The organism is Pseudomonas fluorescens, assembly GCF_001902145.1.
In the GTDB taxonomy this organism is placed as follows: domain Bacteria; phylum Pseudomonadota; class Gammaproteobacteria; order Pseudomonadales; family Pseudomonadaceae; genus Aquipseudomonas; species Aquipseudomonas fluorescens_BV.
In genome coordinates, this window is sequence record NZ_MRST01000023.1 from 191,159 (window position 1) to 215,797 (window position 24,639).

The window sequence follows — 24,639 nt, forward strand, 5'->3', positions numbered from 1 at the left end:
CCAACCGTAAGCAATTGCTGTTAATCTTGCGCGCCCAGCGGCATCTCTGAACACGTAGCGTCGGTTTGAACCGGACGTTACAGGGATGCTTTCTGGGCGCGCTCGTTTTTGAGCTTTCGATAATTTCAACAAGCGAGGAGGACCGCCATGGGCGTGACCAACCGGTTGGCCTGTTACTCCGACCCCGCCGACCACTATTCCCACCGAGTACGCATCGTGCTCGCAGAGAAGGGTGTCAGCGCCGAGATCATCAGCGTGGAGGCGGGCCGTCATCCGCCGAAACTGATCGAAGTGAACCCTTACGGCAGCTTGCCCACCCTGGTCGATCGTGACCTGGCGTTGTGGGAGTCAACCGTGGTGATGGAATACTTGGATGAGCGTTACCCTCATCCGCCTTTGCTGCCGGTATACCCGGTGGCGCGTGCCAACAGCCGCCTGCTGATCCATCGGATCCAGCGTGACTGGTGCGGGTTGGTGGATGTGATCCTGGATTCGCGTTCCAAAGAAGCCGCTCGTGTACAGGCGCGCAAGGAATTGCGCGAGAGCCTGACCGGCGTTTCGCCGTTGTTCGCCGATAAACCTTTTTTCCTCAGTGAGGAACAAAGCTTGGTGGATTGCTGCCTATTACCCATACTCTGGCGCTTGCCGATTCTGGGCATTGAACTGCCACGGCCGGCCAAGCCGTTGCTTGATTACATGGAGCGCCAGTTTGCGCGTGAGGCTTTCCAGGCAAGTCTGTCTGGCGCCGAACGCGATATGCGCTAAGGCTTAAGGAGCCGCTGATGAACTCCAGTCGACCTTACCTGGTCCGCGCGCTCTATGAGTGGATTGTGGACAACGATTGCACCCCGCACATGCTGGTCAATTCCGAATTTCCTGCGGTTCAGGTACCCCAGGGTTTTGCCAGCGACGGGCAAATTGTGCTGAACGTATCGCCCAGTGCCGTGCGCCACCTGCACATGGACAACGAAGCGGTGAGCTTCGAAGGGCGTTTCGGCGGTGTGCCCCATACGCTGTTCGTGCCCATCGGTGCCATCCTTGGGATCTACGCCCGGGAAAATGGCCAGGGCATGGTGTTCGATCTGGAGTCGCCTTTAGAGGATGACGAAACGATCGAAGGCGAAGACGGTGATGATGTACCGCCACCGGACGCCGAGCCGCCGCGCCCTAGCGGTCGGCCAAGCTTGAAAGTGGTGAAGTAGGCGGATTTCGCTTACAGGCCCATCTGAAAAATGCCCCGACGCCTGTCGGGGCATTTTTTTTGCGTGAAGGATATGGATGAAAGTCGCGCCAGAACGGTGATCGTACAACCACCATGGGCTATGATGCGGTCTTTAGTTCGTCGAGAAAGATGGTTCATCATGGAAAACGCCAGCGCCGCCCCACGTCTTCCCCGCAAGCGCCGCAGCCTTGCCCAGGAATTGGTCACGGTGTTGTCCGAGCAGATCCGCGATGGCCAGCTCAAACGCGGCGACAAGCTGCCGACCGAATCGGCGATCATGGACGCCCATGGCGTCAGCCGGACGGTGGTGCGGGAAGCCATTTCGCGCCTGCAAGCCGCAGGGCAGGTGGAGACGCGGCACGGTATCGGTACGTTCGTATTGGATACGCCAAGCCCCAGCGGTTTCCGCATAGACCCGGCCACCGTGGTGACCTTGCGTGATGTGCTGGCGATTCTGGAGCTGCGTATCAGCCTGGAAGTGGAGTCTGCGGGCCTTGCTGCGTTGCGTCGCAGCGATGAGCAATTGGCGGCCATGCGTGCGGCCCTCGATGCCTTGAATGAAAGTGCGGCCCACGCTGGCGATGCCGTGGCGTCAGACTTTGCCTTCCACCTGGAAATTGCACTGTCTACCGGCAACCGCTACTTCACCGACATCATGACCCACCTGGGCACCAGTATCATTCCACGCACGCGCTTGAACTCTGCGCGCCTGGCCCATGATGACCAACAGCACTACATGAGCCGCCTGAGCCGCGAACACGAAGAGATTTATGAGGCGATAGCCCGTCAGGATTCGGATGCGGCGCGTGCGGCCATGCGCTTGCATTTGACCAACAGCCGCGAACGACTGCGCCACGCCCATGAAGAGGCAGAAGCGCAGCGCGGCTGAAGCATTGCCGTGTAGGAGCGAGCTTGCTCGCGAAAGACTCAAGGACACCGCGTTTATTCAATATGTGCGCGCTGACCTCAGGTTCTTCGCGAGCAAGCTCGCTCCTACAAAAGATATCAGCCGTTAGCTCGCCGGTTGATTGGGTTTGTAATCCTTAAGCAGCAAATACGTACTCCACCCCCACCAGTCATTGGTCCAGCTCTTGTCGTTCAAATCATTGACGTCCTTGCGCCGCAGCACCTTGTCCCCCTCCATCTTGAACAGTGGCGAGAAGTTATTCGCCGGGTTTTGCGCGGAGTTCAGGTCGGGCACATACAGCGGTGCCTTGAACTCAGCCGGGGAGGGCGCGATGCCGCTGATGAAGGTTTCGAAGATTTCATCTGCCGAGGCCTGTACCGCCCGTTTGACCTGTACGCGATTGTCGGCGTCGATGCTGTCGAAGTAGCGCTTGTCGCCGTAGGCATGCCACTGAGCGCCCATGGCATTGCGCACCTTGAGCCCGAATTTACTGTCTTCATCGTGCATGAAGCGGCTGATCAGCGAGCCGAGTTCTCCAGGCGTCACCACCGCTGCCAGTTGTTTGCGCGGTACCCGCAGGTGGCCGGCGGAAAACAGGTCGGTCAAAAAGTGATCGGCAAAGCCGTTCATGGCGTACGCCAGTTCCAAGGCCTGGTCTGTGCCCGTCTGATGGGCCACCACCGCCTGTTGCAATGCTGCCGTGTGGCCGGCCAAGTAGGCGGACAGGGCCCATTCACCGAAGTGGTCGGCGTTGTTCGCTGCCAGCTTCAGGTAGCGTCCTAGCGGGACGAGGGCCGAAACAGCGCTGCCGCCGCCGGTTATGCGATTCCACTCCTCGGACAACGTATCTCCTAGGGCGTCATAGGCTTCGTGGGGCTGTTTGCCGTCCTTGATCGCCTGGTTGACGGCGTTGATCTCCTTTTGCATCACCGCCAGGATCTTCTGCGCTTCTTCCCGTGACGCGGGCAACACGGCCAGGGAGTTGAAGGCCGCGGTAAAGCGTTGCACGCGCTCGGCCGGGGAGTTGCCATCGCTGATCGGTTGGCCGGGGATGCCATAGAAGTCGCCGCCCAGGGCGATCACTTGGCCATAGGTGAGTGCCAGCCCGTTGGGCAGGTGCAGTTCGACTTGGCGCGCAGGGATGGCCGGGGTGTCCTTGACGAAGCGAAGCAGGGTGTCATCGCCGATGGCGGTGTGTTCACCGCCTTCGAAGCGCAGGGTAGGCGGTGTTTTTTCGGGTGCTGCGAGTTCAAGACCTGACATGTTAGCTCCTTGGTATGTCGTAGGAATCTTCCGTGATAGCTGTATATATATACAGCTATTTGAATCATAGGTGAGAAATTTCCTACGTCAAGAGCCACGTCTTAAGCCTTCGCAGCATTACGCCGGATGAATTGCAGTTGACGAATTTATTTATAGTTGTACGATGACGTACGACATCATCAAAACCAACAACAACCTTTCGTTAGAAAGTCTTCGCCCAGGGTGTTCGAATAATGAATCCACAAGAACTGAAGTCCATCCTCTCCCACGGTCTGCTGTCTTTCCCGGTGACCGATTTCAACGCCCAGGGTGATTTCCACCAGGCGGGTTACATCAAGCGCCTGGAATGGCTGGCGCCCTACGGCGCCAGCGCCTTGTTCGCAGCGGGCGGCACCGGTGAGTTTTTCTCCCTGGCTGCCAGCGAATATTCCCAGGTGGTGAAAACCGCCGTGGATACCTGCGCCACCAGCGTGCCGATCCTGGCCGGTGTGGGCGGTGCCACCCGCCAGGCCATCGAGTACGCTCAAGAGGCCGAACGCCTCGGCGCCAAAGGTTTGCTGCTGCTGCCGCACTACCTCACCGAAGCCAGCCAGGACGGGGTTGCCGCCCACGTTGAAGCCGTGTGCAAGTCGGTCAAGATCGGCGTGGTGGTGTACAACCGCAATGTCTGCCGTCTGACCGCACCGCTGTTGGAGCGCCTGGCCGAGCGCTGCCCGAACCTGATCGGCTACAAAGATGGCCTGGGCGATATTGAGTTGATGGTGTCGATCCGCCGTCGCTTGGGTGATCGTTTCAGCTACCTGGGTGGCTTGCCGACCGCAGAGGTTTACGCCGCAGCCTACAAAGCCCTGGGCGTGCCGGTGTACTCCTCGGCGGTGTTCAACTTTATCCCCAAGACCGCGATGGATTTCTACCACGCCATTGCCCGTGAAGATCACGCTACCGTCGGCAAGATCATCGACGACTTCTTCCTGCCGTACCTGGATATCCGTAACCGCAAGGCCGGTTACGCGGTGAGCATCGTCAAGGCCGGTGCGAAAATCGTCGGTTATGACGCAGGCCCGGTGCGCACGCCACTGACCGACCTGTTGCCGGAAGAGTACGAAGCCCTCGCTGCGCTGATCGACAAGCAAGGCGCGCAATAAATTATCCACAAGGCCGCTGAGCAATCAGCGGCCTTTTGCGTCAGGAGAAGATTCGTGTCCCAGGCAAAGCGTTTTGAGAACTACATCAATGGCGAATGGGTAACCGGCGCCGACTACTGCACCAACATCAACCCGTCGGATGTGTCCGACGCCATTGGCGAATATGCCAAAGCGGACGTGGCCCAAGTCAACGCGGCCATCGACGCCGCCCGCGCTGCGTTTCCGGCGTGGTCCACCTCCGGTATCCAGGCGCGTCACGATGCGCTGGATAAAGTCGGCAGCGAGATTCTCGCCCGTCGTGAAGAACTCGGCACCCTGCTGGCACGCGAAGAGGGCAAGACCCTCCCCGAAGCCATTGGTGAAGTGACCCGCGCCGGCAATATCTTCAAATTCTTCGCCGGTGAGTGCCTGCGCCTGTCGGGCGATTACGTGCCTTCGGTGCGCCCGGGCGTCAACGTTGAAGTGACCCGCGAAGCCCTCGGTGTGGTGGGCTTGATCACCCCGTGGAACTTCCCGATCGCCATCCCCGCGTGGAAAATCGCCCCGGCCCTGGCCTACGGCAACTGCGTGGTGATCAAGCCTGCCGAACTGGTGCCGGGCTGTGCCTGGGCCTTGGCGGAGATCATCTCCCGCGCCGGTTTTCCTGCCGGTGTGTTCAACCTGGTGATGGGCAGTGGCCGTGTGGTCGGCGACGTGTTGGTCAACAGCCCGAAAGTCGATGGCATCAGTTTCACCGGGTCTGTGGGCGTTGGGCGTCAGATCGCCGTCAGCTGTGTATCGCGCCAGGCCAAGGTGCAGTTGGAGATGGGTGGCAAGAACCCGCAGATCATTCTCGACGATGCCGACCTCAAGCAGGCTGTCGAGCTGTCGGTACAGAGTGCGTTCTACTCCACCGGCCAGCGTTGCACCGCTTCGAGCCGCTTGATTGTCACCGCGGGGATCCACGACCAGTTTGTCGCCGCCATGGCCGAGCGCATGAAGTCGATCAAGGTTGGCCACGCCTTGAATAGCGGCACCGACATTGGCCCGGTGGTGTCCCAGGCCCAGTTGGATCAGGACCTGAAATACATCGACATCGGCCAGAGCGAAGGTGCCCGGCTGGTGAGCGGTGGCGGCCTGGTGACCTGCGACACCGAAGGCTATTACCTGGCGCCCACACTATTTGCCGACAGTGAAGCGGCGATGCGCATCAGCCGTGAAGAGATCTTCGGCCCGGTGGCCAACGTGGTGCGCGTGGCGGACTACGAGGCGGCGCTGGCCATGGCCAATGACACCGAGTTCGGCTTGTCGGCCGGTATTGCCACCACCTCGCTCAAATATGCCAACCACTTCAAGCGCCACTCCCAGGCCGGGATGGTGATGGTCAACCTGCCGACGGCGGGTGTGGATTACCACGTTCCATTCGGTGGCCGTAAGGGCTCATCCTACGGTTCGCGTGAGCAGGGTCGCTATGCGCAAGAGTTCTACACCGTGGTGAAAACCAGCTACATCGGTTCGTAACACGCAGCCCTCCTGTTATCGGAGGGCGGCTTCCCTGTAGGAGCGAGCTTGCTCGCGAAAAACTCAAATTCACCGCGTGCATCCTGAATGCCCGCGTAATCGTTGACGTCTTTCGCGAGCAAGCTCGCTCCTACAGGGGGGCGCAACCAAGCAATACATAACCATTACCCGCAAAAAAAATAATTAGTGGGAGTACTTCTACATGCAAGCGACCAAGCCGACCCATGTCCGCTATTTGATCCTGCTCATGCTGTTCCTGGTGACCACGATCAACTACGCCGACCGGGCCACCATCGCTATCGCCGGCTCCAGCCTGCAAAAAGACCTCGGTATCGACGCGGTCACCCTCGGTTATATCTTCTCTGCATTCGGTTGGGCCTACGTGGCCGGGCAAATTCCCGGTGGCTGGCTGCTCGACCGTTTCGGCTCGAAAAAAGTCTATGCCCTGAGCATCTTCACCTGGTCGCTGTTCACCGTGCTGCAAGGCTATGTCGGTGAGTTCGGCGTCTCCACTGCGGTGGTCGCGCTGTTCATGCTGCGCTTCATGGTGGGACTGGCCGAGGCGCCGTCGTTTCCGGGAAATGCTCGTATTGTTGCGGCGTGGTTTCCTACGGCGGAACGCGGCACTGCGTCGGCGATCTTCAACTCGGCCCAGTACTTCGCCACGGTGTTGTTCGCGCCGTTGATGGGCTGGATCGTCTATCGCTTCGGCTGGCAGCACGTGTTTATCGTGATGGGCGTGATCGGCATTGTTTTCTCGCTGATCTGGCTGAAAGTTATCCACAGCCCGCGCCAGCATCCGATGATCAACGAGGCCGAGTTCAATCACATCGCCGCCAATGGCGCGATGGTCGATATGGATCAGGACAAGGGCAAGGGTAAGAAAACCGACGGGCCGAAGTGGGATTACATCCGCCAGCTCCTGACCAACCGCATGATGCTCGGCGTCTACCTGGGCCAGTACTGCATCAATGGCATCACCTACTTCTTCCTGACCTGGTTTCCGGTGTACCTGGTGCAGGACCGTGGCATGACCATCCTCAAGGCCGGCTTCATTGCCTCGTTACCGGCGATCTGCGGCTTTATCGGCGGGGTGCTCGGCGGGGTGATTTCCGACTACCTGCTGCGTAAAGGCCACTCGCTGACCTTCGCGCGCAAGGCGCCGATCATTGCTGGTCTGCTGATTTCCAGCAGCATCGTGGCCTGCAACTACGTGGATGTCGAATGGATGGTGGTGGGCTTCATGGCGCTGGCCTTCTTCGGCAAAGGCGTTGGCGCACTGGGTTGGGCGGTGGTGTCCGACACCTCGCCAAAACAAATCGCCGGGCTCAGTGGCGGCTTGTTCAATACCTTCGGTAACCTGGCTTCGATCACCACGCCGATTGTGATTGGCTACATCATCAGCACCACCGGTTCGTTCAAATGGGCGCTGGTGTTCGTCGGTGCCAATGCGTTGGTGGCGGTGTTCAGCTATCTGGTCATCGTCGGCCCGATCAAGCGTGTAGTACTCAAAGAGCCGCCAAGCAAGGGGCCTGAGTTGACCAACCTAACCGAAGCGCATTCCTGAGGGGCCCCGTGATGCAGTTGATTGAACATGCCGACTCGCCGCGCTCCATTCGCCTGCACGAGCGCGACAACGTAGTGATCGTGGTCAACGACCAGGGCGTACCGGCCGGGACCGAGTTCCCGGACGGCCTGGTGACCGTGGATTTCATCCCCCAGAGCCACAAAGTGACCCTGGAAGACATCCCCGAAGGCGGTCAGATTATCCGCTACGGCCAGACAATCGGTTATGCCTTGGCGCCGATTCCGCGCGGCAGTTGGGTCCAGGAAGGTCAACTGCGCATGCCCACCGCACCGCCGCTGGACAGCTTGCCGCTGTCCACCGAGGTGCCTGAAACCCAGGCGCCCCTGGAGGGGTTTACCTTCGAGGGCTATCGCAACGCCGACGGCACCGTGGGCACGCGTAATATCCTCGGCATTACCACCACTGTGCAATGCGTTACCGGCGTGCTGGACCATGCGGTCAAGCGCATCAAGGACGAGTTGCTGCCCCAGTACCCGCATGTCGATGACGTGGTGGCGCTGACCCACAGCTACGGCTGCGGCGTGGCGATTACGGCGACGGACGCCTACATCCCCATCCGTACCGTGCGCAATCTGGCGCGCAACCCCAACCTGGGCGGCGAAGCCTTGGTGATCAGCCTGGGCTGCGAAAAGCTCCAGGCAGGGCAGGTGATGCACGATAACGACAGCTCCGTGGACCTGAGCGAGCCGTGGCTGTATCGCTTGCAGGATTCCAGCCATGGCTTTACCGAAATGATCGAGCAGATCATGGCCCTGGCCGACGTGCGCTTGAAGAAACTCGACCAACGCCGCCGCGAAACCGTGCCGGCCTCCGAGCTGATCCTGGGCATGCAGTGCGGCGGCAGCGATGCGTTTTCCGGCATCACCGCCAACCCGGCGCTGGGGTATGCCTCGGATCTGCTACTGCGCGCCGGCGCGACGGTGATGTTTTCCGAAGTGACTGAAGTGCGCGATGCGATTTACCTGCTGACTTCGCGTGCAAAGACGAAGGAAGTTGCCGAAGAGTTGGTCAGGGAAATGGACTGGTACGACCGTTACCTGGCCAAGGGTGAAGCAGACCGTAGCGCCAATACCACGCCGGGTAACAAAAAGGGCGGGCTGTCGAATATTGTCGAGAAGTCGTTGGGCTCCATCGTCAAATCCGGCAGCAGTGCCATCAACGGCGTGCTTGGCCCTGGCGAGCGCTTCAAGGAAAAGGGCCTGATCTTCTGCGCCACACCGGCCAGTGATTTTGTCTGCGGCACCTTGCAACTGGCAGCGGGGATGAACCTGCACGTGTTCACCACCGGGCGCGGCACGCCGTATGGGCTGGCGATGGCACCGGTGGTGAAGGTCTCCACCCGCACCGAACTGGCCCAGCGTTGGCCGGACCTGATCGATATCGACGCCGGGCGCATTGCCACGGGGCGGGCGAGTATCGAGGAGCTGGGTTGGGAGCTGTTCCACTTCTATCTGGATGTGGCCAGCGGCAAGAAGCAGACCTGGGCAGAGCGGCATAAGCTGCATAACGACATCACGCTGTTCAACCCGGCGCCGATTACCTGAAACCAGGCGCTAACCCTGTAGGAGCGAGCTTGCTCGCGAAAGACGCCAACGATAACGCGTGTTAACTGAATGAACGCGGCGCCTGGGAGTTTCTCGCGAGCAAGCTCGCTCCTACAACGGGGAGCTTGCTCCCACATTTGAATGGCGTTGCCCACACGAACCCGCTCGTACTGGCTTATCATTAGCCAACTAACGACGCCCACCAAGGTTCTCCCCGGCATGCTGGCAATCTTCCTCACCACCCTCACCATCACCGCGCCGGTGTTTGCCATGCTGTTCCTGGGCGTGTTTCTAAAGCGCATCAACTGGATCAATGACAACTTTATCCACACCGCGTCTTCCCTGGTGTTCAACGTCGCCATGCCGGCGCTGCTGTTCCTTGGCATTCTGCACGCCGACCTGCACTCGGCGCTCAAGCCGGGCCTGCTCATCTACTTCTGCGTAGCCACCCTGGTGAGCTTTGCCGTGGCCTGGGGTTGGGCGATCTTTCGCTGCAAGCGCGAAGACCGAGGCATCTACGCCCAAGGCGCGTTTCGTGGCAATAACGGGGTCATCGGCCTGGCGCTGGCGGCCAGTATGTACGGCGACTACGGCATATCCCTGGGCGCGATCCTCGCCGCGCTGGTGATCCTCTTTTACAACACGCTGTCGACCATTGTGCTGGCGGTGTATAGCCCGGTGATCAAGTCCGACCCGTGGAGCATCTTCAAAAGCGTATTGGCCAACCCGCTGATTATCAGCGTGATCGTCGCCACGCCGTTCGCGTACTTCCAGATCGGCGTGCCCGGCTGGCTTGAGAAATCCTTGCAGTACCTGTCCGATACCACGCTGCCGTTGGCGTTGATTTGCATCGGTGGCACCTTGTCCATGGCCGCGCTACGCAAGAGCGGCAACATGGCGTTGAGCGCGAGCCTGATGAAGATGATCTGGCTACCGGTGATCGCCACCCTGGGCGCGTGGTTGCTAGGGTTCCGAGGGCCGGAGTTGGGGATTCTGTTCCTGTATTTCGGCGCGCCGACCGCCGCCGCAAGCTTTGTGATGGCCCGGGCGGCGCAGGGCAATCATGAATTGGCGGCGGCGATTATCGTAATCACCACGCTGATGGCGGCGGTGACTACGAATATCGGGATTTTTGTGTTGCAGGCGGGTGGTTGGATCTGAACTAGGCTGGCTTGCCTGCGATAGCTACAGGACAGTCACTGCTGATCGGCCTGATACGCCTCAATCACTTCCTGCGCCGCCCGAAACGCATCAATCGCCGCCGGCACCCCGGCATACACCGCGCAATGCAGCAGCGCTTCGCGGATCTCCTCCACCGTACAGCCATTATTCAGTGCACCGCGCACATGGCCCTTGAGTTCCTGCGGGCACTTGAGGGCGGTGAGGGCGGCGAGGGTGATCAGGCTGCGGGTCTTGAGCGGTAACCCTTCGCGGTTCCAGACGCTGCCCCACGCGTGTTCGTTGACAAAATCCTGCAATGGCTGGGTGAACGCCGTGGCATTGCCCAGGGCGCGGTCGACGAACGCATCGCCCATGACCTGGCGACGCACTTCAACCCCGGGTTTTTTCTGATCGGTCATTGCGATTCCCTCTTGTGTTGGCGGTGCCAGGCGCGCAGTGAGGTGAACAACAGCAGAGCCCCTAACGCCGGCAGGACGTAATACAGCATCAATTGTTCAAGCTTGTTGGCCAGCGGCATGCCAGTGGTGAAGGCCATGACATGCAGCCCGTACGCCAGGTAAAGCCCCAGCAGCACCAGCCCTTCGATGCGCGTTACCCGGTAGCCGGTATAGAACACCGGCAGGCACAGGATGATGGCGCCAAGCATCACCGGTAAATCGAAGCCCAGGGCGTTGGGCGAGACCGACAGCGGCGTCGGCGCCACCAGTGCGGTAAAACCCAGCACGCCGAGCAGGTTGAACAGGTTGCTGCCGATCACGTTGCCCACGGCGATCTCCCGTTCGCCACGCAACGCGGCGATCAGCGACGTGGCCAGACACGGCAGCGAGGTGCCGACGCCGATCAACGTGAGGCCGATGACGCGCTCCGACAATCCGAGATCGCCCGCTACATCCACCGCTGCGCCGAGCAACAAGTGCCCGGCCAACACCAGCACCAGCAAACCGCCGAGCATCAGCAGCACGCTGCTCAGCCATGGCGCCTTCGCCACGGTGTCCAGAGTGCGCGGGCGGCGGGAATGACGCGTCTGGTAATGCAATACGCCAACGTAGGCCACCAGCGCCACCAGCAGCACGGCACCATCGAAGGGCGTCAGCATTTCATTGGCCGCCAGGATAAACACCAGCAGGCCGGCGACGATCATCACCGGGATATCCACGCGCACCAGCTGCCGCGAGACCCGCAGCGGAATGATCAGTGCGGACAAACCCAGGGTCACGAGGATATTGAAGATGCTGCTGCCAATGACGCTGCCCACGGCAATGTCCGTGTTGCCGGCCAGCGTGGCCTGCAAACTGACGGTCATCTGTGGCGCACTGCTGCCGAAGGCGACGATGCTCAAGCCGATGATCAGTGGCCGCACCTTGAGGCTCGCCGCCAGGCGCACCGCGGCGCGTACCAGGATCTCAGCGCCGATGATCAGCAAGATCAGGCCGCCCACCAGTTCGAGCAGGCTCCAGGGCGAGAGGGCGTTCAATCCGAAAATGCTCAAGGCTGCCTCGATCAGTTGTTCAGGGCTTGCACGCGTACCCGTGCGGTACCGCTGCGCAGCATGCGCAGTTGCTCGGCAGCCTTGCGTGAAAGGTCGATCAGGCGGCCACGGGTATGCGGGCCGCGATCATTGATACGCACCACGACAGAACGGTTGTTGTCGAGGTTGGTCACCTTGACCTGGGTGCCGAAGGGCAGGCGCCGATGGGCGGCGGTCAAGGCGTTCTGGTTGAAAGGTTCACCGCTGGCGGTTTTCTTGCCATGGTGCTTGGCGCCGTAATAGGACGCGGTGCCGGTTTCGTCGTAGCCGTTGGGGTCGATGACGCCGCTGGCGCAACCAGTCAGCAGGGAGGACAGGGCCAGGAGGCCGAGTAGACGCTTCATTTCAGATATGCCCTAGCAAATGTGGGAGCGGGCTTGCTCGCGAATGCGGTAGAACATTCAACATATATGTTGGCTGTCAGTCCGCTTTCGCGAGCAAGCCCGCTCCCACAGGAGTCAGAGCCAGACTTTGGATTCTGCTCCAACCATTTCACTGCAATCAGCCTTCGAGCTTGCTTTTGAGCAGTTCGTTCACCTGTTGCGGGTTGGCTTTGCCTTTGGAGGCTTTCATCGCCTGGCCGACAAAGAAGCCGAACATCTTGCCGCGCTTGGCTTCGTCTGCCGCACGGTATTGCTCGACCTGCTCGGCATTGGCCGCGAGCATTTCATCGAGGACGGCCGAGATGGCGCCGCTGTCGGTGACTTGCTTGAGGCCACGCTTGTCGATGATCTCGTCGGCATTGCCTTCACCGGCGGCCATCGCTTCGAACACTGTCTTGGCAATTTTGCCGGAGATGGTGTTGTCCTTGATGCGCAGCAGCATGCCACCCAGTTGTTCGGCGGTGACCGGCGCTTCGTCGATTTCCAGGCCCTGTTTGTTCAACAGGCTGCCCAGCTCGACCATCACCCAGTTGGCCGCCAGTTTGGCGTCGCCGGCAATGCTCACGACTTTTTCGAAGTAGTTGGCTTGTTCACGGCTGGAGGCCAGGACGCTGGCATCGTAGACCGACAGGCCGAACTGCTCCTGGAAGCGCTCGCGTTTTTGCTGCGGCAGTTCCGGCAGGGTGGCGCGGATGTCATTGAGGAACGAATCCTCCAGCACCACCGGCAACAGGTCCGGGTCGGGGAAGTAGCGGTAGTCGTTGGCTTCCTCTTTGCTGCGCATGGCGCGGGTTTCGTCTTTGTTCGGGTCGTACAGGCGCGTTTGCTGGATCACCTTGCCGCCGTCTTCGATCAGCTCGATCTGGCGACGTACTTCGCTGTTGATCGCCTTCTCGATGAAACGGAACGAGTTGACGTTCTTGATCTCGCAGCGGGTGCCGTATTCGGCCTGGCCCTTGGGCCGGATCGACACGTTGCAGTCGCAACGCAACGAGCCTTCGGCCATGTTGCCGTCGCAGATGCCCAGGTAGCGCACCAGCGCGTGGATGGTCTTGACGTAGGCCACGGCTTCCTTGGCGCTGCGCATGTCCGGCTCGGACACGATCTCCAGCAGCGGCGTGCCAGCACGGTTCAGGTCGATACCGGTAGCGCCCGGGAATTCTTCGTGCAGGCTTTTGCCGGCGTCTTCTTCCAGGTGCGCACGGGTGACGCCGACGCGCTTGATGGTGCCGTCTTCCAGGGGAATGTCCAGATGGCCCTTGCCGACAATCGGCAGTTCCATCTGGCTGATCTGGTAGCCCTTGGGCAGGTCCGGGTAGAAGTAGTTCTTGCGCGCAAACACGTTGTGCTGGCCGATTTCGGCGTCAATCGCCAGGCCGAACATCACCGCCATGCGCACCGCTTCCTGGTTCAGCACCGGTAGCACGCCGGGCATGCCCAGGTCTACCAGGCTGGCCTGGGTATTGGGCTCGGAGCCGAACGTGGTGGCGCTACCGGAGAAAATCTTCGATTGGGTGGCGAGCTGAGTATGAATCTCCAGCCCGATCACAACTTCCCATTGCATAGTGTTCTCCTCAGAAGCCGGTAGGGGTGCGGGTGTGCCAGTCGGTGTTCAACTGGTACTGGTGCGCCACATTGAGCAGGCGGCCTTCCTGGAAATACGGGGCGAGCAATTGCACGCCCACCGGCAGGCCATCGACGAAACCTGCGGGCATGGACAAGCCCGGCAAGCCCGCGAGGTTGGCGGTGATGGTGTAGAGGTCTTCCAGGTACTCGGCGATCGGGTCGCCGGTCTTGGCGCCGATCTTCCACGCCAGGTTTGGCGCGGTCGGGCCGAGGATCACATCGACTTCTTCAAAGGCGGCCATGAAGTCGTTCTTGATCAGGCGACGGATTTTTTGCGCCTTGAGGTAGTACGCGTCGTAGTAACCGGCCGACAGGGCGTAGGCCCCGACCATGATCCGGCGCTGCACTTCACTGCCGAAGCCTTCACCACGGGAACGTTTGTACAGGTCGGTGAGGTCCTTGGGATTCTCGCAGCGGTAGCCGAAACGCACGCCGTCGAAACGCGACAGGTTGGAAGACGCCTCTGCTGGCGCGATCACGTAGTAGGCGGGAATCGCGTGCTGGTTGTTCGGCAGGCTGATTTCCTTGATCACGGCGCCAAGCTTTTCCAGCTCTTTGACGCTGTTTTGCACCAGTTCGGCGATACGCGGGTCGAGGCCGGCGCTGAAGTATTCCTTCGGCACGCCGATGCGCAGGCCCTTGATCGAACTGTTCAGGCTGGCGCTGTAGTCCGGCACTGGCTCGTCGATGCTGGTGGAGTCCTGTTTATCGAAGCCTGCCATGCCTTGTAACAATATTGCGCAGTCTTCAGCAGTGCGTGCCAGAGGGCCGCCCTGATCGAGACTTGAGGCGTAGGCGATCATGCCCCAGCGGGAAACGCGACCGTAGGTCGGCTTCAGGCCGGTGAGGTTGGTGAAGGCGGCTGGCTGGCGGATCGAACCGCCGGTATCGGTGGCGGTAGCGGCGGGCAGGAAGCGCGCGGCCACGGCCGCAGCGGAACCACCGGACGAACCACCCGGCACGTGTTCCAGGTTCCACGGGTTTTTCACCGCGCCGTAGTAGCTCGATTCGTTGGCCGAACCCATGGCGAATTCGTCCATGTTGGTCTTGCCCAGGGTCACGGCACCGGCAGCGGCCAGCTTGGCGACCACAGTGGCGTCGTAGGGCGCCTTGAAGTTGTCGAGCATCTTCGAGCCGCAGCTGGTGCGAATGCCCTGGGTGCAGAACAGGTCCTTGTGGGCGATCGGTGCGCCGAGCAGCGCACCGTTCTCACCGTTGGCGCGACGGGCGTCGGCGGCCTTGGCCTGGCTCAGGGCCAGCTCCTCGGTGAGGCTGATGAAGCTGTTGACCTTCGGATCGAGCGCGGCGATACGCGCCAGTAAGGTCTGGGTCAGCTCTTCGGAAGAAAACGATTTGTCGGCGAGACCGCGGGCGATCTCGGCCAGAGTCATGTGATGCATGAAAGGCTCTTTCCCTTTAGTCGATGACTTTCGGAACCAGGTACAGGCCGTTTTCGACCGCTGGCGCGATGGACTGGTAGGCCTCGCGATTGTTGCGTTCGGTCACGACGTCTGCGCGCAGGCGCTGGCTGGCTTCCAGTGGGTGAGCCAGGGGCTCGATGCCGTCGGTATTCACGGCCTGCATTTGGTCGACCAGCCCGAGAATGCTGTTCAGGGCTGCGGTGGTCTGTGGAAGATCGGCATCATTAAGGCCAAGCGAGGCCAAATGTGCGATTTTTTCCACGTCGGAGCGTTCAAGCGCCATGGGATTCTCCAGTGGAAAACAGAACGGAGGGCGTCCGTGTGTTAGATTGTCGGAACACTACCGCATTTCTACGGTCATATGGCCGCGATTGTGGGGGTTGGTGCACAGAAAGTCGGCCAATTTAGCACATTGGCGCCTTGCCCAAAATCCCTGTCGTTGTTAGAGTTTGCCGCACTTTTTTACCCACGCGTTGCCTAGGGTCCTTTCCCCATGTTCAAGAAACTGCGTGGCATGTTTTCCAGCGATCTCTCCATTGACCTGGGCACTGCCAACACCCTTATTTACGTGCGCGAGCGCGGTATCGTTCTGAATGAGCCATCGGTTGTGGCCATTCGGACCCATGGTAATCAGAAAAGTGTCGTTGCCGTTGGCACCGAGGCCAAGCGCATGCTCGGCCGTACACCAGGCAATATTGCTGCCATTCGTCCGATGAAGGATGGCGTGATCGCCGATTTCAGCGTCTGCGAAAAGATGCTGCAGTACTTCATCAACAAAGTTCACGAAAACAGTTTCCTGCAGCCCAGCCCTCGCGTGCTGATCTGCGTTCCGTGCAAGTCCACCCAAGTGGAGCGTCGCGCCATCCGTGAATCGGCCCTTGGCGCCGGTGCCCGTGAAGTATTCCTGATCGAAGAGCCGATGGCGGCTGCGATCGGTGCCGGCCTGCCGGTGGAGGAAGCGCGTGGTTCGATGGTGGTGGATATCGGTGGTGGTACTACCGAAATCGCCCTGATTTCCCTGAACGGTGTGGTGTATGCCGAATCCGTGCGCGTGGGCGGCGACCGCTTCGACGAAGCGATCATCACTTATGTGCGCCGTAACTACGGCAGCCTGATCGGCGAATCCACCGCCGAGCGCATCAAGCAGGAAATCGGCACCGCTTACCCGGGCGGCGAAGTGCGCGAAGTCGATGTGCGCGGTCGCAACCTGGCCGAAGGCGTTCCACGTGCCTTCACCCTGAACTCCAATGAAGTGCTGGAGGCTCTGCAAGAGTCCCTGGCCACCATCGTTCAGGCCGTGAAAAGCGCCCTGGAGCAATCGCCGCCGGAGCTGGCTTCCGATATCGCCGAGCGTGGCCTGGTACTGACCGGTGGTGGCGCCTTGCTGCGCGACCTCGACAAGTTGCTGGCCCAGGAAACCGGTCTGCCGGTGATCGTCGCCGAAGACCCGCTGACCTGCGTTGCCCGTGGCGGTGGTCGTGCGCTGGAAATGATGGATAAACACACCATGGACCTGCTCTCCAGCGAATAAGATTGCCTGGATGGTTCATGCTTCGTCGGCAGGCAGCACTTTGCAGTGCTGCCTGTTGGCGTTTATCTTCTTCAATCTGCATCCAGGCCGGTTTGATGCCGTATGAATAAAGAGAACATTTGCCTGGGAGGAGCGGCTTATTAAACCGCTTTTCGCCAAAGGCCCCTCATTGGGTGTGCGCTTATTGGTGCTGACCGTGCTTTCGGTCGCGCTGATGGTGGTCGATGCCCGCTTTGCACTGCTCAAGCCGGTGCGCAGCCAGATGTCGCTGGTGTTGATGCAGACCTACTGGATCACCGACCTGCCGCAACGTCTCTTCCAGGGCGTGTCCAGCCAATTTGGCAGCCGCACCGAACTGGTCGCCGAGAACGAAAAACTCAAGACTGAAAACCTGCTGTTGCAGGGGCGCATGCAAAAGCTGGCGGCCCTTACCGAGCAGAACGTTCGGCTGCGCGAGTTGCTCAACTCTTCCGCGCTGGTCAACGAAAAGGTCGAAGTGGCCGAGCTGATCGGCATGGACCCCAACCCCTTTACCCACCGCATCATCATCAACAAGGGTGAGCGCGACGGTGTGGTGCTTGGCCAGCCGGTGCTCGATGCCCGTGGCCTGATGGGCCAGGTGGTGGAGTTGATGCCCTACACCTCGCGGGTGCTGTTGCTGACGGATACGACCCACAGCATTCCGGTACAGGTCAACCGTAACGGCTTGCGCGCAATTGCCAGCGGCACCGGTAACCCGGAACGCCTGGAGCTGCGCCATGTGGCGGACACCGCTGACATCAAGGAAGGCGACCTGTTGGTCAGCTCTGGCCTGGGCCAGCGCTTCCCGGCGGGTTATCCAGTGGCGACGGTCAAAGAGGTGATCCACGATTCCGGCCAGCCGTTCGCTATCGTTCGGGCGGTACCGACTGCCGCGCTGAACCGCAGCCGTTACCTGCTGCTGGTGTTCAGCGACAACCGCACCCCGGAAGAGCGCGCCAACGACGCTGCCCAGGCCCAGGAAGCGGAGGACCAGCAGAATGGCACCGCGCCTATCGTGCCGGCCACGGTGCCAAAACCTGCTTTTGTTGGTCCGCCTGCACCCGCGGCGACAACTGCACCGGCACCGGCGGCACCGGTGGCAACGCCTGCTCAACCGTCAGCGCACAACGCGCGCCCGTCTAAGCCGGCTGCAGCAACACCGTCGACCACGACCCCCGCCGCAGCTCCGACCACCACACGGCAGAGGGAGCAATAATGGCCGGTACTCATTCGCACAATGGCTGGATCGTCTGGCTGACCTTTGCCATCGGCTTGTTGCTCAGCGTCTCGCCGCTGCCGCAGTTCATGGAAATCCTGCGCCCGCTCTGGCTGGCCTTGTTGCTGGCGTTCTGGTCATTGAACCTGCCGCACAAGGTGGGCATGGTCACGGCGATGTGCCTGGGGTTGGCCGAAGATGTGCTGTATGGCACCTTGCTGGGCCAGAACGCGTTGATCCTGACCCTGATTACCTTCCTTGTGCTGTCGCTGCAGCAGCGCTTGCGCATGTTCCCGATGTGGCAGCAGTGCCTGGTGATCCTGGTGATCTTCGGCCTGGCGCAGTTGGTGCAACTGTGGCTCAGCGCGTTGACCGGCAACCGCCAGCCGACCCTGGCCTTGGTTCTGCCGGCGCTGGTCAGTGCCTTGTTATGGCCCTGGATCAGTTTTGGCCTGCGTGGGCTGCGTCGTCGCTATAAAATCAATTGAATGGATTGCGAGGCTCTGCCTGGTTATCGAACCCCACAGGGAGAGTCTGCAATGAATTCGCTTTATCTGGCCTCGGGCTCCCCGCGGCGACGTGAACTGCTGGCCCAGATCGGTGTGCCCTTCACCCTGGTCAGCGCCGCTATTGATGAAACTCCTCTGAACGACGAACCTGCCGTTGCCTATGTCGAGCGCCTTGCGCGACGCAAGGCGACGGCGGGTTTTGTCGCGCTTGGCCACACCTCGGGCACCTGCGTATTGGGAGCCGACACGGCGGTAATTGTCGACGGGCGGATCCTGGGCAAGCCGGTGGACCAGGCTGATGCACTGGCCATGCTAATGGCCCTTTCCGGCCGTGAGCATGAAGTGCTCACCGCCATTGCCCTGACCGACGGCCAGCAATGTGAAACCCGATGTGTCAGCAGCCGTGTACGTTTCCGCGAGGTTTCTGTGCAGGAGGCTACCACCTACTGGCACAGTGGCGAACCGCAGGACAAGGCCGGCGGCTATGCTATCCAAGGGCTGGGTTCGGTGTTTGTGGCCGGGCTTAATGGCAGCTATTCCGCCGTGGTTGGCCTGCCAGTCTGCGAAACCGCGCAACTGCTCGCCCAATTCGGCATACCCTGTTGGCAAAACCTTACCGTGTGCTGAGCGCCGTATTCCAGCGCCAAGCCTTAAGCGACCGGTCACTATTGTGAAAACGCCTGAACGAGACCCAGCCATGAGTGAAGAGATTCTGATCAATATCACGCCGATGGAATCGCGCGTGGCGGTGGTAGAGAACGGTGTTCTGCAAGAAGTGCATGTTGAGCGCACCCAGAAGCGCGGCATAGTCGGCAATATCTACAAAGGCAAGGTGGTGCGCGTGTTGCCGGGCATGCAGGCGGCCTTCGTCGACATCGGCCTGGACCGTGCAGCGTTTATCCATGCCTCGGAAATTTCCCTGCGTGAAGGTCCGGCGGTCGAGAGCATCAGCGCCCTGGTACACGAAGGGCAGAGCCTGGTGGTGCAAGTCACCAAGGACCCCATCGGTTCCAAGGGCGCCCGCTTGACCACGCAACTGTCGATTCCCTCGCGCTACCTGGTGTACATGCCGCGCACCGCCCATGTGGGCATTTCCCTGAAGATCGAAGATGAAGCCGAGCGCGAGCGCCTGAAGAAGGTGGTCAGCGACTGCGTCGCCGCCGAGGGCATCAAGGAAGCGGGCGGGTTTATCCTGCGCACCGCCGCAGAAGGCGCTGGCGCTGACGAGATCCTCATGGATATCCGCTACCTGCGGCGCCTGTGGGATCAGATCGACGCGCAGATCAAGACCATCGGCGCGCCCAGCGTCATTTATGAAGACCTCGGCCTGGCGCTGCGCACGCTGCGCGACCTGGTCAGCCCGAAGATCGAGAAAATTCGCATCGACTCGCGGGAAACCTTCCAGCGCACCACGCAATTTGTGGCTGAGTTGATGCCAGAAATCGCCGATCGCCTGGAACACTACCCCGGCGAGCGGCCGATCTTTGACTTGTATGGCGTCGAAGACGAAATCCAGAAAGCCCTGGAACGCAAGGTGCCACTCAAGTCCGGCGGCTACCTGGTGGTGGACCCGGCAGAAGCCATGACCACCATCGACGTCAATACCGGTGCCTTCGTGGGCCATCGCAACCTTGAAGAGACCATCTTCAAGACCAATCTCGAGGCCGCTACCGCTATCGCCCGCCAACTGCGCCTGCGTAACCTGGGCGGCATCATCATCATCGACTTCATCGACATGGAAGACGAAGAGCACCAGCGCCAGGTGCTGCGTACGCTTGAGAAGCAACTGGAGCGCGATCACGCCAAGACCAACATCATCGGCATCACTGAGTTAGGCCTGGTGCAGATGACCCGCAAGCGCACGCGTGAAAGCCTGGAACAGGTACTGTGCGAGCCGTGCAGCAGTTGCCAAGGGCGCGGCAAACTGAAGACCCCGGAAACGGTTTGCTACGAGATTTTCCGCGAGATCCTGCGGGAGGCACGCGCCTATCAGGCCGAAGGTTATAGAGTGCTTGCCAATCAGAAGGTGGTGGATCGCCTGCTGGACGAAGAGTCCGGTAACGTCGCCGAACTGGAAAGTTTTATAGGTCGCACGATTCGCTTCCAGGTCGAAACCATGTATTCCCAGGAACAATACGACGTGGTGTTGCTCTGATCCCCAACTGTGCACTTTCTTCGAGACCGGCAGACCTTGATCTGCCGTCCGCTAACTGTTTTTTGAGGGTCGCCTGACATGGAGCGTCTGATACGCTTTTTTGCCGCTTTGACCCGTTGGGGGCTGGGCCTGTGTGCGTTGTTGCTGGTATTGGCGGCGGTGTACGTGAGCCTTGGGCGCGAACTCACCCCGCTGGTGGCCGAATACCGCGCCGAAGTCGAGGCCAAGGCCCAGGCTGCGCTGGATACGCCGCTGCATATCGGTAGCCTTGAAGGCCGCTGGAGCGGGTTTGCCCCGGTATTGCTGGCCCACGACGTGATGGTCGGCGAGGGCAGCAGTGCCTTGCGCCTGGACCAGGTGGAAGTGGTGCCGGATATGTGGGCCAGCCTGTTGGCCCGCGAAGTGCGCATCGCTCATCTGCAAGTCAGTGGCCTGCAACTGAGTGTCAAGGAAGACCAGGATGGTCGCTGGACCCTGCAAGGCTTGCCGGTACAGGACGACCAGCCGTTGGACCCGCAGCAACTGCTGACGCGCATGCAAATGGTCAAGCGCGTGTCGGTGCTGGACAGCCAGGTAACCTTGCAACCTTTCGACCAGGCACCAGTGACCGTGACTTATGTGGGCCTGAGCCTGCATACCGGCATGAGCCAGCAGCGTCTGGACGCTCGCCTGACATTGCCCGATGGCCAACCGTTGGCGGTCAGCCTGCGTAGCCGCATTCGCGCCAGCCAGTGGCAAGACGCTGAGGTCGATGCCTACCTGAGCCTGCCGCAAAGCGACTGGGCCAAGTGGATTCCCGCCAAACTGACCCAGCAATGGAAGTTGACGCAATTGAAGGCCGGCGGCGAGTTTTGGCTCAGTTGGGCCAAAGGCACGTTGCAAAGCGCTGCCGTGCGCCTCAACTCACCGCAAGTGAAGGGCAGCTACGCCGACCGTAAGCCGGTGCACCTTGAAAACCTGGCCCTGACCGCCTACCTGCAGCGCAGTGACACTGGCCTCAAGGTGCTGTTTGATTCCCTGGCGATGAACATTGGAGACACTCGCTGGGAGTCGCGCCTGCAATTGCAGCAAAGCCTGGCGACCGACAAGGAACAGGAAGTGTGGAAATTGCAGGCCGACCGTCTCGACCTGACCCCCATTACCCCGCTGCTCAACGCCTTGGCGCCGCTGCCGGAAGGTTTCGCCAAGACGGTCGAACACCTCAAGGCCACTGGCCTGTTACGCAATGTGCTGGTGGACTTCCGGCCGCAAGACACCACCGACCGGAAACTCAGTTTTGCCGCCAACCTGGAGCGTGTCGGCTTCGATGCCTACTTCGGCGCGCCGGCCGCACGCAATGTGTCCGGCAGCATCAGTGGCGACCTGGGCCAGGGCGAGTTGCGCATGGACAGCAAGGACTTTTCCTTGCACCTGTACCCGATCTTCGCCAAGCCGTGGCAGTACATCCAGGCCAATGCACGCCTGACCTGGAAGCTGGACAAGCAAGGCTTCACCTTGATCGCCCCGTATATCAAGGTACTGGGTGAGGAAGGCAAGGTGGCGGCGGACTTCCTGATTCGCCTGCATTTCGACCACAGCCAGGAAGACTACATGGACCTGCGGGTCGGCATGGTCGATGGCGATGGCCGTTTCACCCCCAAGTACCTACCGGCCGTGTTGAGCCCGGCGCTGGATGAATGGTTGCGCACGGCGATCCTCAAGGGCGCGGTGGACGAAGGCTTCTTCCAGTACCAGGGCTCGCTCAGCCACAATGCGCTGCCCGCGTCGCGCAATATCAGCCTGTTCTTCAAGGTGCATGACGCCGAGCTGGCCTTCCAGCCGGGCTGGCCTCATGTGAACAAGGTCAATGGTGAAGTGTTCGTTGAGGAAAGCGGCGTACGCATCCTGGCGAGCAAGGGTCAGTTGCTCGACACCCGGGTCAAGGATGTCTACGTCAATATCCCCCACGCCCCAGCGGGCGGGGACAGTCATCTGCTGCTCACGGGCGGGTTCTCCGGCGGTTTGGGCGACGGCCTGAAGATCCTTCAAGAAGCCCCTATCGGCACGGCGTCTACGTTCGCCGGCTGGAAAGGCGAGGGCGACCTGCAAGGAAGCCTTGACCTGGACGTACCGCTGGCCAAAGGCACTGAGCCCAAGATCGTGGTGGACTTCAAGACCGACAAGGCGCGCCTGCAATTGGCGGAACCGCCGCTGGACCTGACCCAGCTCAAGGGTGATTTTCGCTTCGACAGCGCCAAGGGCCTGAGCGGGCAGAAGATCTCGGCCCAAGCGTTCGACCGCCCCATCACGGCGCAGATCTTTGCCGAAGGCAAACCGGGCAATATCAGCACCCGGGTGACCGCCAATGGCCAGGTTACCGTCAAGCGCCTCACGGACTGGTTGAAGATCAGCCAGCCGTTACCGGTCTCCGGCGATATTCCGTACCAGTTGCAAGTGATCCTGGACGGCGCGGACAGCCAGTTGATGGTCAATTCCAATCTCAAGGGTGTCGCGGTGGACCTGCCGGCACCGTTCGGCATGCCCGCCAGCCAGGGACGTGACAGCACCTTTCGCATGACGTTGCAGGGTGCTGAGCGCCGTTACTGGTTTGATTACGGCGAGCTGGCGAATTTCACCTTTGCTGCACCGCCGGACAAGTTCAATGATGGCCGCGGCGAATTGTTCCTCGGCGACGGTGATGCCGTGTTGCCCGGTGCCAAGGGCCTGCGCATTCGTGGCGTGCTGTCGGAACTGGATATCGATCCCTGGAAGAAACTTGTGGATCGCTACGCGGGCAATGATCCAGGTGGCAATGCCAAGCAACTGCTCAGCGGTGCGGACTTCAAGGTCGGCAAACTGACCGGGTTTGGTACCCAGTTTGACCAGGTCAGCTTGCAACTCGATCGCAAACCAGCGGCCTGGGGCCTGCAACTCGATAGCCAGCAAGCCAAGGGCGCGGTGAACCTGCCGGACGCCAAAGGCGGGCCGATTGCGGTCAACCTCAAGTATGTGAAATTGCCTGCGCCAGACCCGACCGCGCAGGCGGACGAAAACGCGCCGGACCCGCTGGCCGATATCGACCCAAAAAGCATTCCGGCGCTGGATATTGCCGTCGACCAGCTGTTCCAGGGCTCGGACCTGATCGGAGCCTGGTCGCTGAGGATCCGCCCCACCGCCAAGGGCCTGGCCTTCAATAACCTCGACCTTGGCCTCAAGGGCATGCTGCTCAAGGGCGCCGGGGGGTGGGAAGGTGCGCCAGGTGCCAGCAGCAGTTGGTACAAGGGCCGCCTCGATGGCCGCAACATTGCCGACGTGCTCAAGGGGTGGGGTTTTGCGCCTACGGTGACCAGCGAAGACTTTCATCTGGACGTGGATGGCCGCTGGCCGGGTTCGCCGGCCTGGGTCGGGCCCAAGCGGTTTTCCGGCAGCCTGGATGCCGCGTTCCGTAAAGGTCAGTTCGTCGAAGTGGAGGGCGGGGCCCAGGCATTACGAGTGTTTGGCCTGCTTAACTTCAACTCCATTGGCCGGCGTTTGCGTTTGGACTTTTCCGACTTGTTCGGCAAGGGCCTGAGCTACGACCGGGTCAAAGGCTTGTTGGCCGCCAGTAATGGCGTGTTCGTGACCCGCGAGCCCATCACCATGACCGGGCCTTCCACCAATCTGGAGCTTAACGGCACCCTGGATCTGGTTGCCGATCGCGTCGACGCCAAATTGCTGGTCACCTTGCCTGTGACCAACAACCTGCCGATTGCGGCGCTGATTGTCGGTGCGCCGGCCATTGGTGGTGCGCTGTTTTTGATCGACAAGCTGATCGGTGACCGGGTTTCGCGCTTCGCCAGTGTGCAATACAAGGTGCAAGGCCCCTGGAAGGATCCAAAAATCACCTTCGACAAGCCATTTGAAAAGCCAAACTGAGAGC

At 60.7% G+C, this 24,639-nt stretch carries 21 protein-coding genes; 14 read left to right on the forward strand and 7 right to left on the reverse strand.

Translation table 11 applies throughout. The annotated features are described in order from the left end of the window. Positions 1-147: 147 nt before the first annotated feature. The 3 genes from BUE92_RS12665 to BUE92_RS12675 all read left to right on the forward strand — a co-directional run bounded on the left by BUE92_RS12665 (position 148) and on the right by BUE92_RS12675 (position 2,111). The gene (locus BUE92_RS12665) at positions 148-765 is read left to right on the forward strand and encodes a glutathione S-transferase N-terminal domain-containing protein (protein WP_073524026.1); all 618 of its coding nucleotides are present in this window, start codon (positions 148-150) and stop codon (positions 763-765) included. A gap of 17 nt (positions 766-782) precedes the next feature. Next, on the forward strand, positions 783-1,202 hold the full coding sequence (locus tag BUE92_RS12670) for a ClpXP protease specificity-enhancing factor (protein WP_003188531.1): 420 nt from the start codon (positions 783-785) through the stop codon (positions 1,200-1,202). A gap of 159 nt (positions 1,203-1,361) precedes the next feature. Next, positions 1,362-2,111, forward strand: a complete 750-nt coding sequence (locus BUE92_RS12675) for a FadR/GntR family transcriptional regulator (protein WP_003188534.1) — start codon at positions 1,362-1,364, stop codon at positions 2,109-2,111. Between the two features lie 123 nt (positions 2,112-2,234). Here the strand turns inward: BUE92_RS12675 and BUE92_RS12680 are convergent, their stop codons facing one another. Beyond that, complete coding sequence (locus BUE92_RS12680; RefSeq protein WP_073524029.1) at positions 2,235-3,392, reverse strand: phospholipase; 1,158 nt, start codon at positions 3,390-3,392, stop codon at positions 2,235-2,237. Positions 3,393-3,625: 233 nt separating this feature from the next. On the opposite strand from BUE92_RS12680, the gene kdgD reads away from it, so the two are divergent. From kdgD to BUE92_RS12705, 5 genes are all read left to right on the forward strand, one after another. Continuing rightward, on the forward strand, positions 3,626-4,537 hold the full coding sequence (gene kdgD, locus BUE92_RS12685; RefSeq protein ID WP_073524031.1) for a 5-dehydro-4-deoxyglucarate dehydratase: 912 nt from the start codon (positions 3,626-3,628) through the stop codon (positions 4,535-4,537). Positions 4,538-4,591: 54 nt separating this feature from the next. After that, a complete protein-coding gene (locus BUE92_RS12690) occupies positions 4,592-6,037 on the forward strand; it encodes an aldehyde dehydrogenase family protein (protein ID WP_047712588.1) in 1,446 nt (481 codons plus the stop codon). 202 nt (positions 6,038-6,239) lie between these two features. After that, the gene (locus tag BUE92_RS12695) at positions 6,240-7,604 is read left to right on the forward strand and encodes an MFS transporter (RefSeq protein WP_073524033.1); all 1,365 of its coding nucleotides are present in this window, start codon (positions 6,240-6,242) and stop codon (positions 7,602-7,604) included. A gap of 11 nt (positions 7,605-7,615) precedes the next feature. Then, positions 7,616-9,169, forward strand: a complete 1,554-nt coding sequence (gene garD, locus BUE92_RS12700; RefSeq protein WP_073524036.1) for a galactarate dehydratase — start codon at positions 7,616-7,618, stop codon at positions 9,167-9,169. Positions 9,170-9,388: 219 nt separating this feature from the next. Further along, entirely contained in the window at positions 9,389-10,330 is a 942-nt protein-coding gene (locus BUE92_RS12705; RefSeq protein ID WP_034126295.1) for an AEC family transporter, read from the forward strand. A 35-nt stretch (positions 10,331-10,365) separates the two neighbouring features. Here BUE92_RS12705 and BUE92_RS12710 read toward each other — a convergent pair whose 3' ends face one another. From BUE92_RS12710 to gatC, 6 genes are all read right to left on the reverse strand, one after another. Continuing rightward, positions 10,366-10,749: a carboxymuconolactone decarboxylase family protein gene (locus BUE92_RS12710; RefSeq protein ID WP_014716917.1), complete on the reverse strand. Its 384-nt coding sequence runs from the start codon at positions 10,747-10,749 to the stop codon at positions 10,366-10,368. Further along, positions 10,746-11,825, reverse strand: coding sequence for a calcium/sodium antiporter (locus BUE92_RS12715; protein WP_073524037.1), 1,080 nt, complete (start codon positions 11,823-11,825; stop codon positions 10,746-10,748). Before BUE92_RS12715 ends, BUE92_RS12710 begins: the two co-directional genes overlap by 4 nt. A gap of 26 nt (positions 11,826-11,851) precedes the next feature. After that, positions 11,852-12,223 carry a septal ring lytic transglycosylase RlpA family protein gene (locus tag BUE92_RS12720; RefSeq protein ID WP_073524039.1) on the reverse strand — a complete coding sequence of 124 codons (372 nt, stop codon included), beginning with the start codon at positions 12,221-12,223 and terminating at the stop codon, positions 11,852-11,854. 157 nt (positions 12,224-12,380) lie between these two features. Further along, on the reverse strand, positions 12,381-13,826 hold the full coding sequence (gene gatB, locus BUE92_RS12725; protein WP_073524041.1) for an Asp-tRNA(Asn)/Glu-tRNA(Gln) amidotransferase subunit GatB: 1,446 nt from the start codon (positions 13,824-13,826) through the stop codon (positions 12,381-12,383). 10 nt (positions 13,827-13,836) lie between these two features. Further along, positions 13,837-15,288 carry an Asp-tRNA(Asn)/Glu-tRNA(Gln) amidotransferase subunit GatA gene (gene gatA, locus BUE92_RS12730; protein WP_073524043.1) on the reverse strand — a complete coding sequence of 484 codons (1,452 nt, stop codon included), beginning with the start codon at positions 15,286-15,288 and terminating at the stop codon, positions 13,837-13,839. A 16-nt stretch (positions 15,289-15,304) separates the two neighbouring features. Beyond that, complete coding sequence (gene gatC / locus BUE92_RS12735) at positions 15,305-15,592, reverse strand: Asp-tRNA(Asn)/Glu-tRNA(Gln) amidotransferase subunit GatC (RefSeq protein ID WP_003188556.1); 288 nt, start codon at positions 15,590-15,592, stop codon at positions 15,305-15,307. 210 nt (positions 15,593-15,802) lie between these two features. On the opposite strand from gatC, the gene mreB reads away from it, so the two are divergent. From mreB to BUE92_RS12765, 6 genes are all read left to right on the forward strand, one after another. Continuing rightward, on the forward strand, positions 15,803-16,840 hold the full coding sequence (mreB, locus tag BUE92_RS12740; protein WP_002555108.1) for a rod shape-determining protein MreB: 1,038 nt from the start codon (positions 15,803-15,805) through the stop codon (positions 16,838-16,840). 139 nt (positions 16,841-16,979) lie between these two features. Further along, the gene (gene mreC, locus BUE92_RS12745) at positions 16,980-18,077 is read left to right on the forward strand and encodes a rod shape-determining protein MreC (RefSeq protein WP_073524044.1); all 1,098 of its coding nucleotides are present in this window, start codon (positions 16,980-16,982) and stop codon (positions 18,075-18,077) included. Then, positions 18,077-18,565 (forward strand): rod shape-determining protein MreD, encoded by a 489-nt coding sequence (gene mreD / locus BUE92_RS12750; RefSeq protein ID WP_073524045.1) that lies wholly within the window; start codon positions 18,077-18,079, stop codon positions 18,563-18,565. Before mreC ends, mreD begins: the two co-directional genes overlap by 1 nt. A 51-nt stretch (positions 18,566-18,616) precedes the next feature. Next, positions 18,617-19,213 (forward strand): Maf family protein, encoded by a 597-nt coding sequence (locus BUE92_RS12755; RefSeq protein WP_073524046.1) that lies wholly within the window; start codon positions 18,617-18,619, stop codon positions 19,211-19,213. A 70-nt stretch (positions 19,214-19,283) separates the two neighbouring features. After that, a complete protein-coding gene (rng, locus tag BUE92_RS12760; RefSeq protein WP_003188562.1) occupies positions 19,284-20,741 on the forward strand; it encodes a ribonuclease G in 1,458 nt (485 codons plus the stop codon). 78 nt (positions 20,742-20,819) lie between these two features. Beyond that, positions 20,820-24,635: a YhdP family protein gene (locus BUE92_RS12765; RefSeq protein WP_073524048.1), complete on the forward strand. Its 3,816-nt coding sequence runs from the start codon at positions 20,820-20,822 to the stop codon at positions 24,633-24,635. Positions 24,636-24,639: the final 4 nt, after the last annotated feature.

Coding starts and splice junctions, on each gene's coding strand:
- BUE92_RS12665 (WP_073524026.1), top strand. CDS start 148: ATGGGCGTGACCAACCGGTTGGCCTGTTACTCCGACCCCGCCGACCAC.
- BUE92_RS12670 (WP_003188531.1), top strand. CDS start 783: ATGAACTCCAGTCGACCTTACCTGGTCCGCGCGCTCTATGAGTGGATT.
- BUE92_RS12675 (WP_003188534.1), top strand. CDS start 1,362: ATGGAAAACGCCAGCGCCGCCCCACGTCTTCCCCGCAAGCGCCGCAGC.
- BUE92_RS12680 (WP_073524029.1), bottom strand. CDS start 3,392: ATGTCAGGTCTTGAACTCGCAGCACCCGAAAAAACACCGCCTACCCTG.
- kdgD (WP_073524031.1), top strand. CDS start 3,626: ATGAATCCACAAGAACTGAAGTCCATCCTCTCCCACGGTCTGCTGTCT.
- BUE92_RS12695 (WP_073524033.1), top strand. CDS start 6,240: ATGCAAGCGACCAAGCCGACCCATGTCCGCTATTTGATCCTGCTCATG.
- garD (WP_073524036.1), top strand. CDS start 7,616: ATGCAGTTGATTGAACATGCCGACTCGCCGCGCTCCATTCGCCTGCAC.
- BUE92_RS12705 (WP_034126295.1), top strand. CDS start 9,389: ATGCTGGCAATCTTCCTCACCACCCTCACCATCACCGCGCCGGTGTTT.
- BUE92_RS12710 (WP_014716917.1), bottom strand. CDS start 10,749: ATGACCGATCAGAAAAAACCCGGGGTTGAAGTGCGTCGCCAGGTCATG.
- BUE92_RS12720 (WP_073524039.1), bottom strand. CDS start 12,223: ATGAAGCGTCTACTCGGCCTCCTGGCCCTGTCCTCCCTGCTGACTGGT.
- gatB (WP_073524041.1), bottom strand. CDS start 13,826: ATGCAATGGGAAGTTGTGATCGGGCTGGAGATTCATACTCAGCTCGCC.
- gatA (WP_073524043.1), bottom strand. CDS start 15,288: ATGCATCACATGACTCTGGCCGAGATCGCCCGCGGTCTCGCCGACAAA.
- gatC (WP_003188556.1), bottom strand. CDS start 15,592: ATGGCGCTTGAACGCTCCGACGTGGAAAAAATCGCACATTTGGCCTCG.
- mreB (WP_002555108.1), top strand. CDS start 15,803: ATGTTCAAGAAACTGCGTGGCATGTTTTCCAGCGATCTCTCCATTGAC.
- mreD (WP_073524045.1), top strand. CDS start 18,077: ATGGCCGGTACTCATTCGCACAATGGCTGGATCGTCTGGCTGACCTTT.
- BUE92_RS12755 (WP_073524046.1), top strand. CDS start 18,617: ATGAATTCGCTTTATCTGGCCTCGGGCTCCCCGCGGCGACGTGAACTG.
- rng (WP_003188562.1), top strand. CDS start 19,284: ATGAGTGAAGAGATTCTGATCAATATCACGCCGATGGAATCGCGCGTG.
- BUE92_RS12765 (WP_073524048.1), top strand. CDS start 20,820: ATGGAGCGTCTGATACGCTTTTTTGCCGCTTTGACCCGTTGGGGGCTG.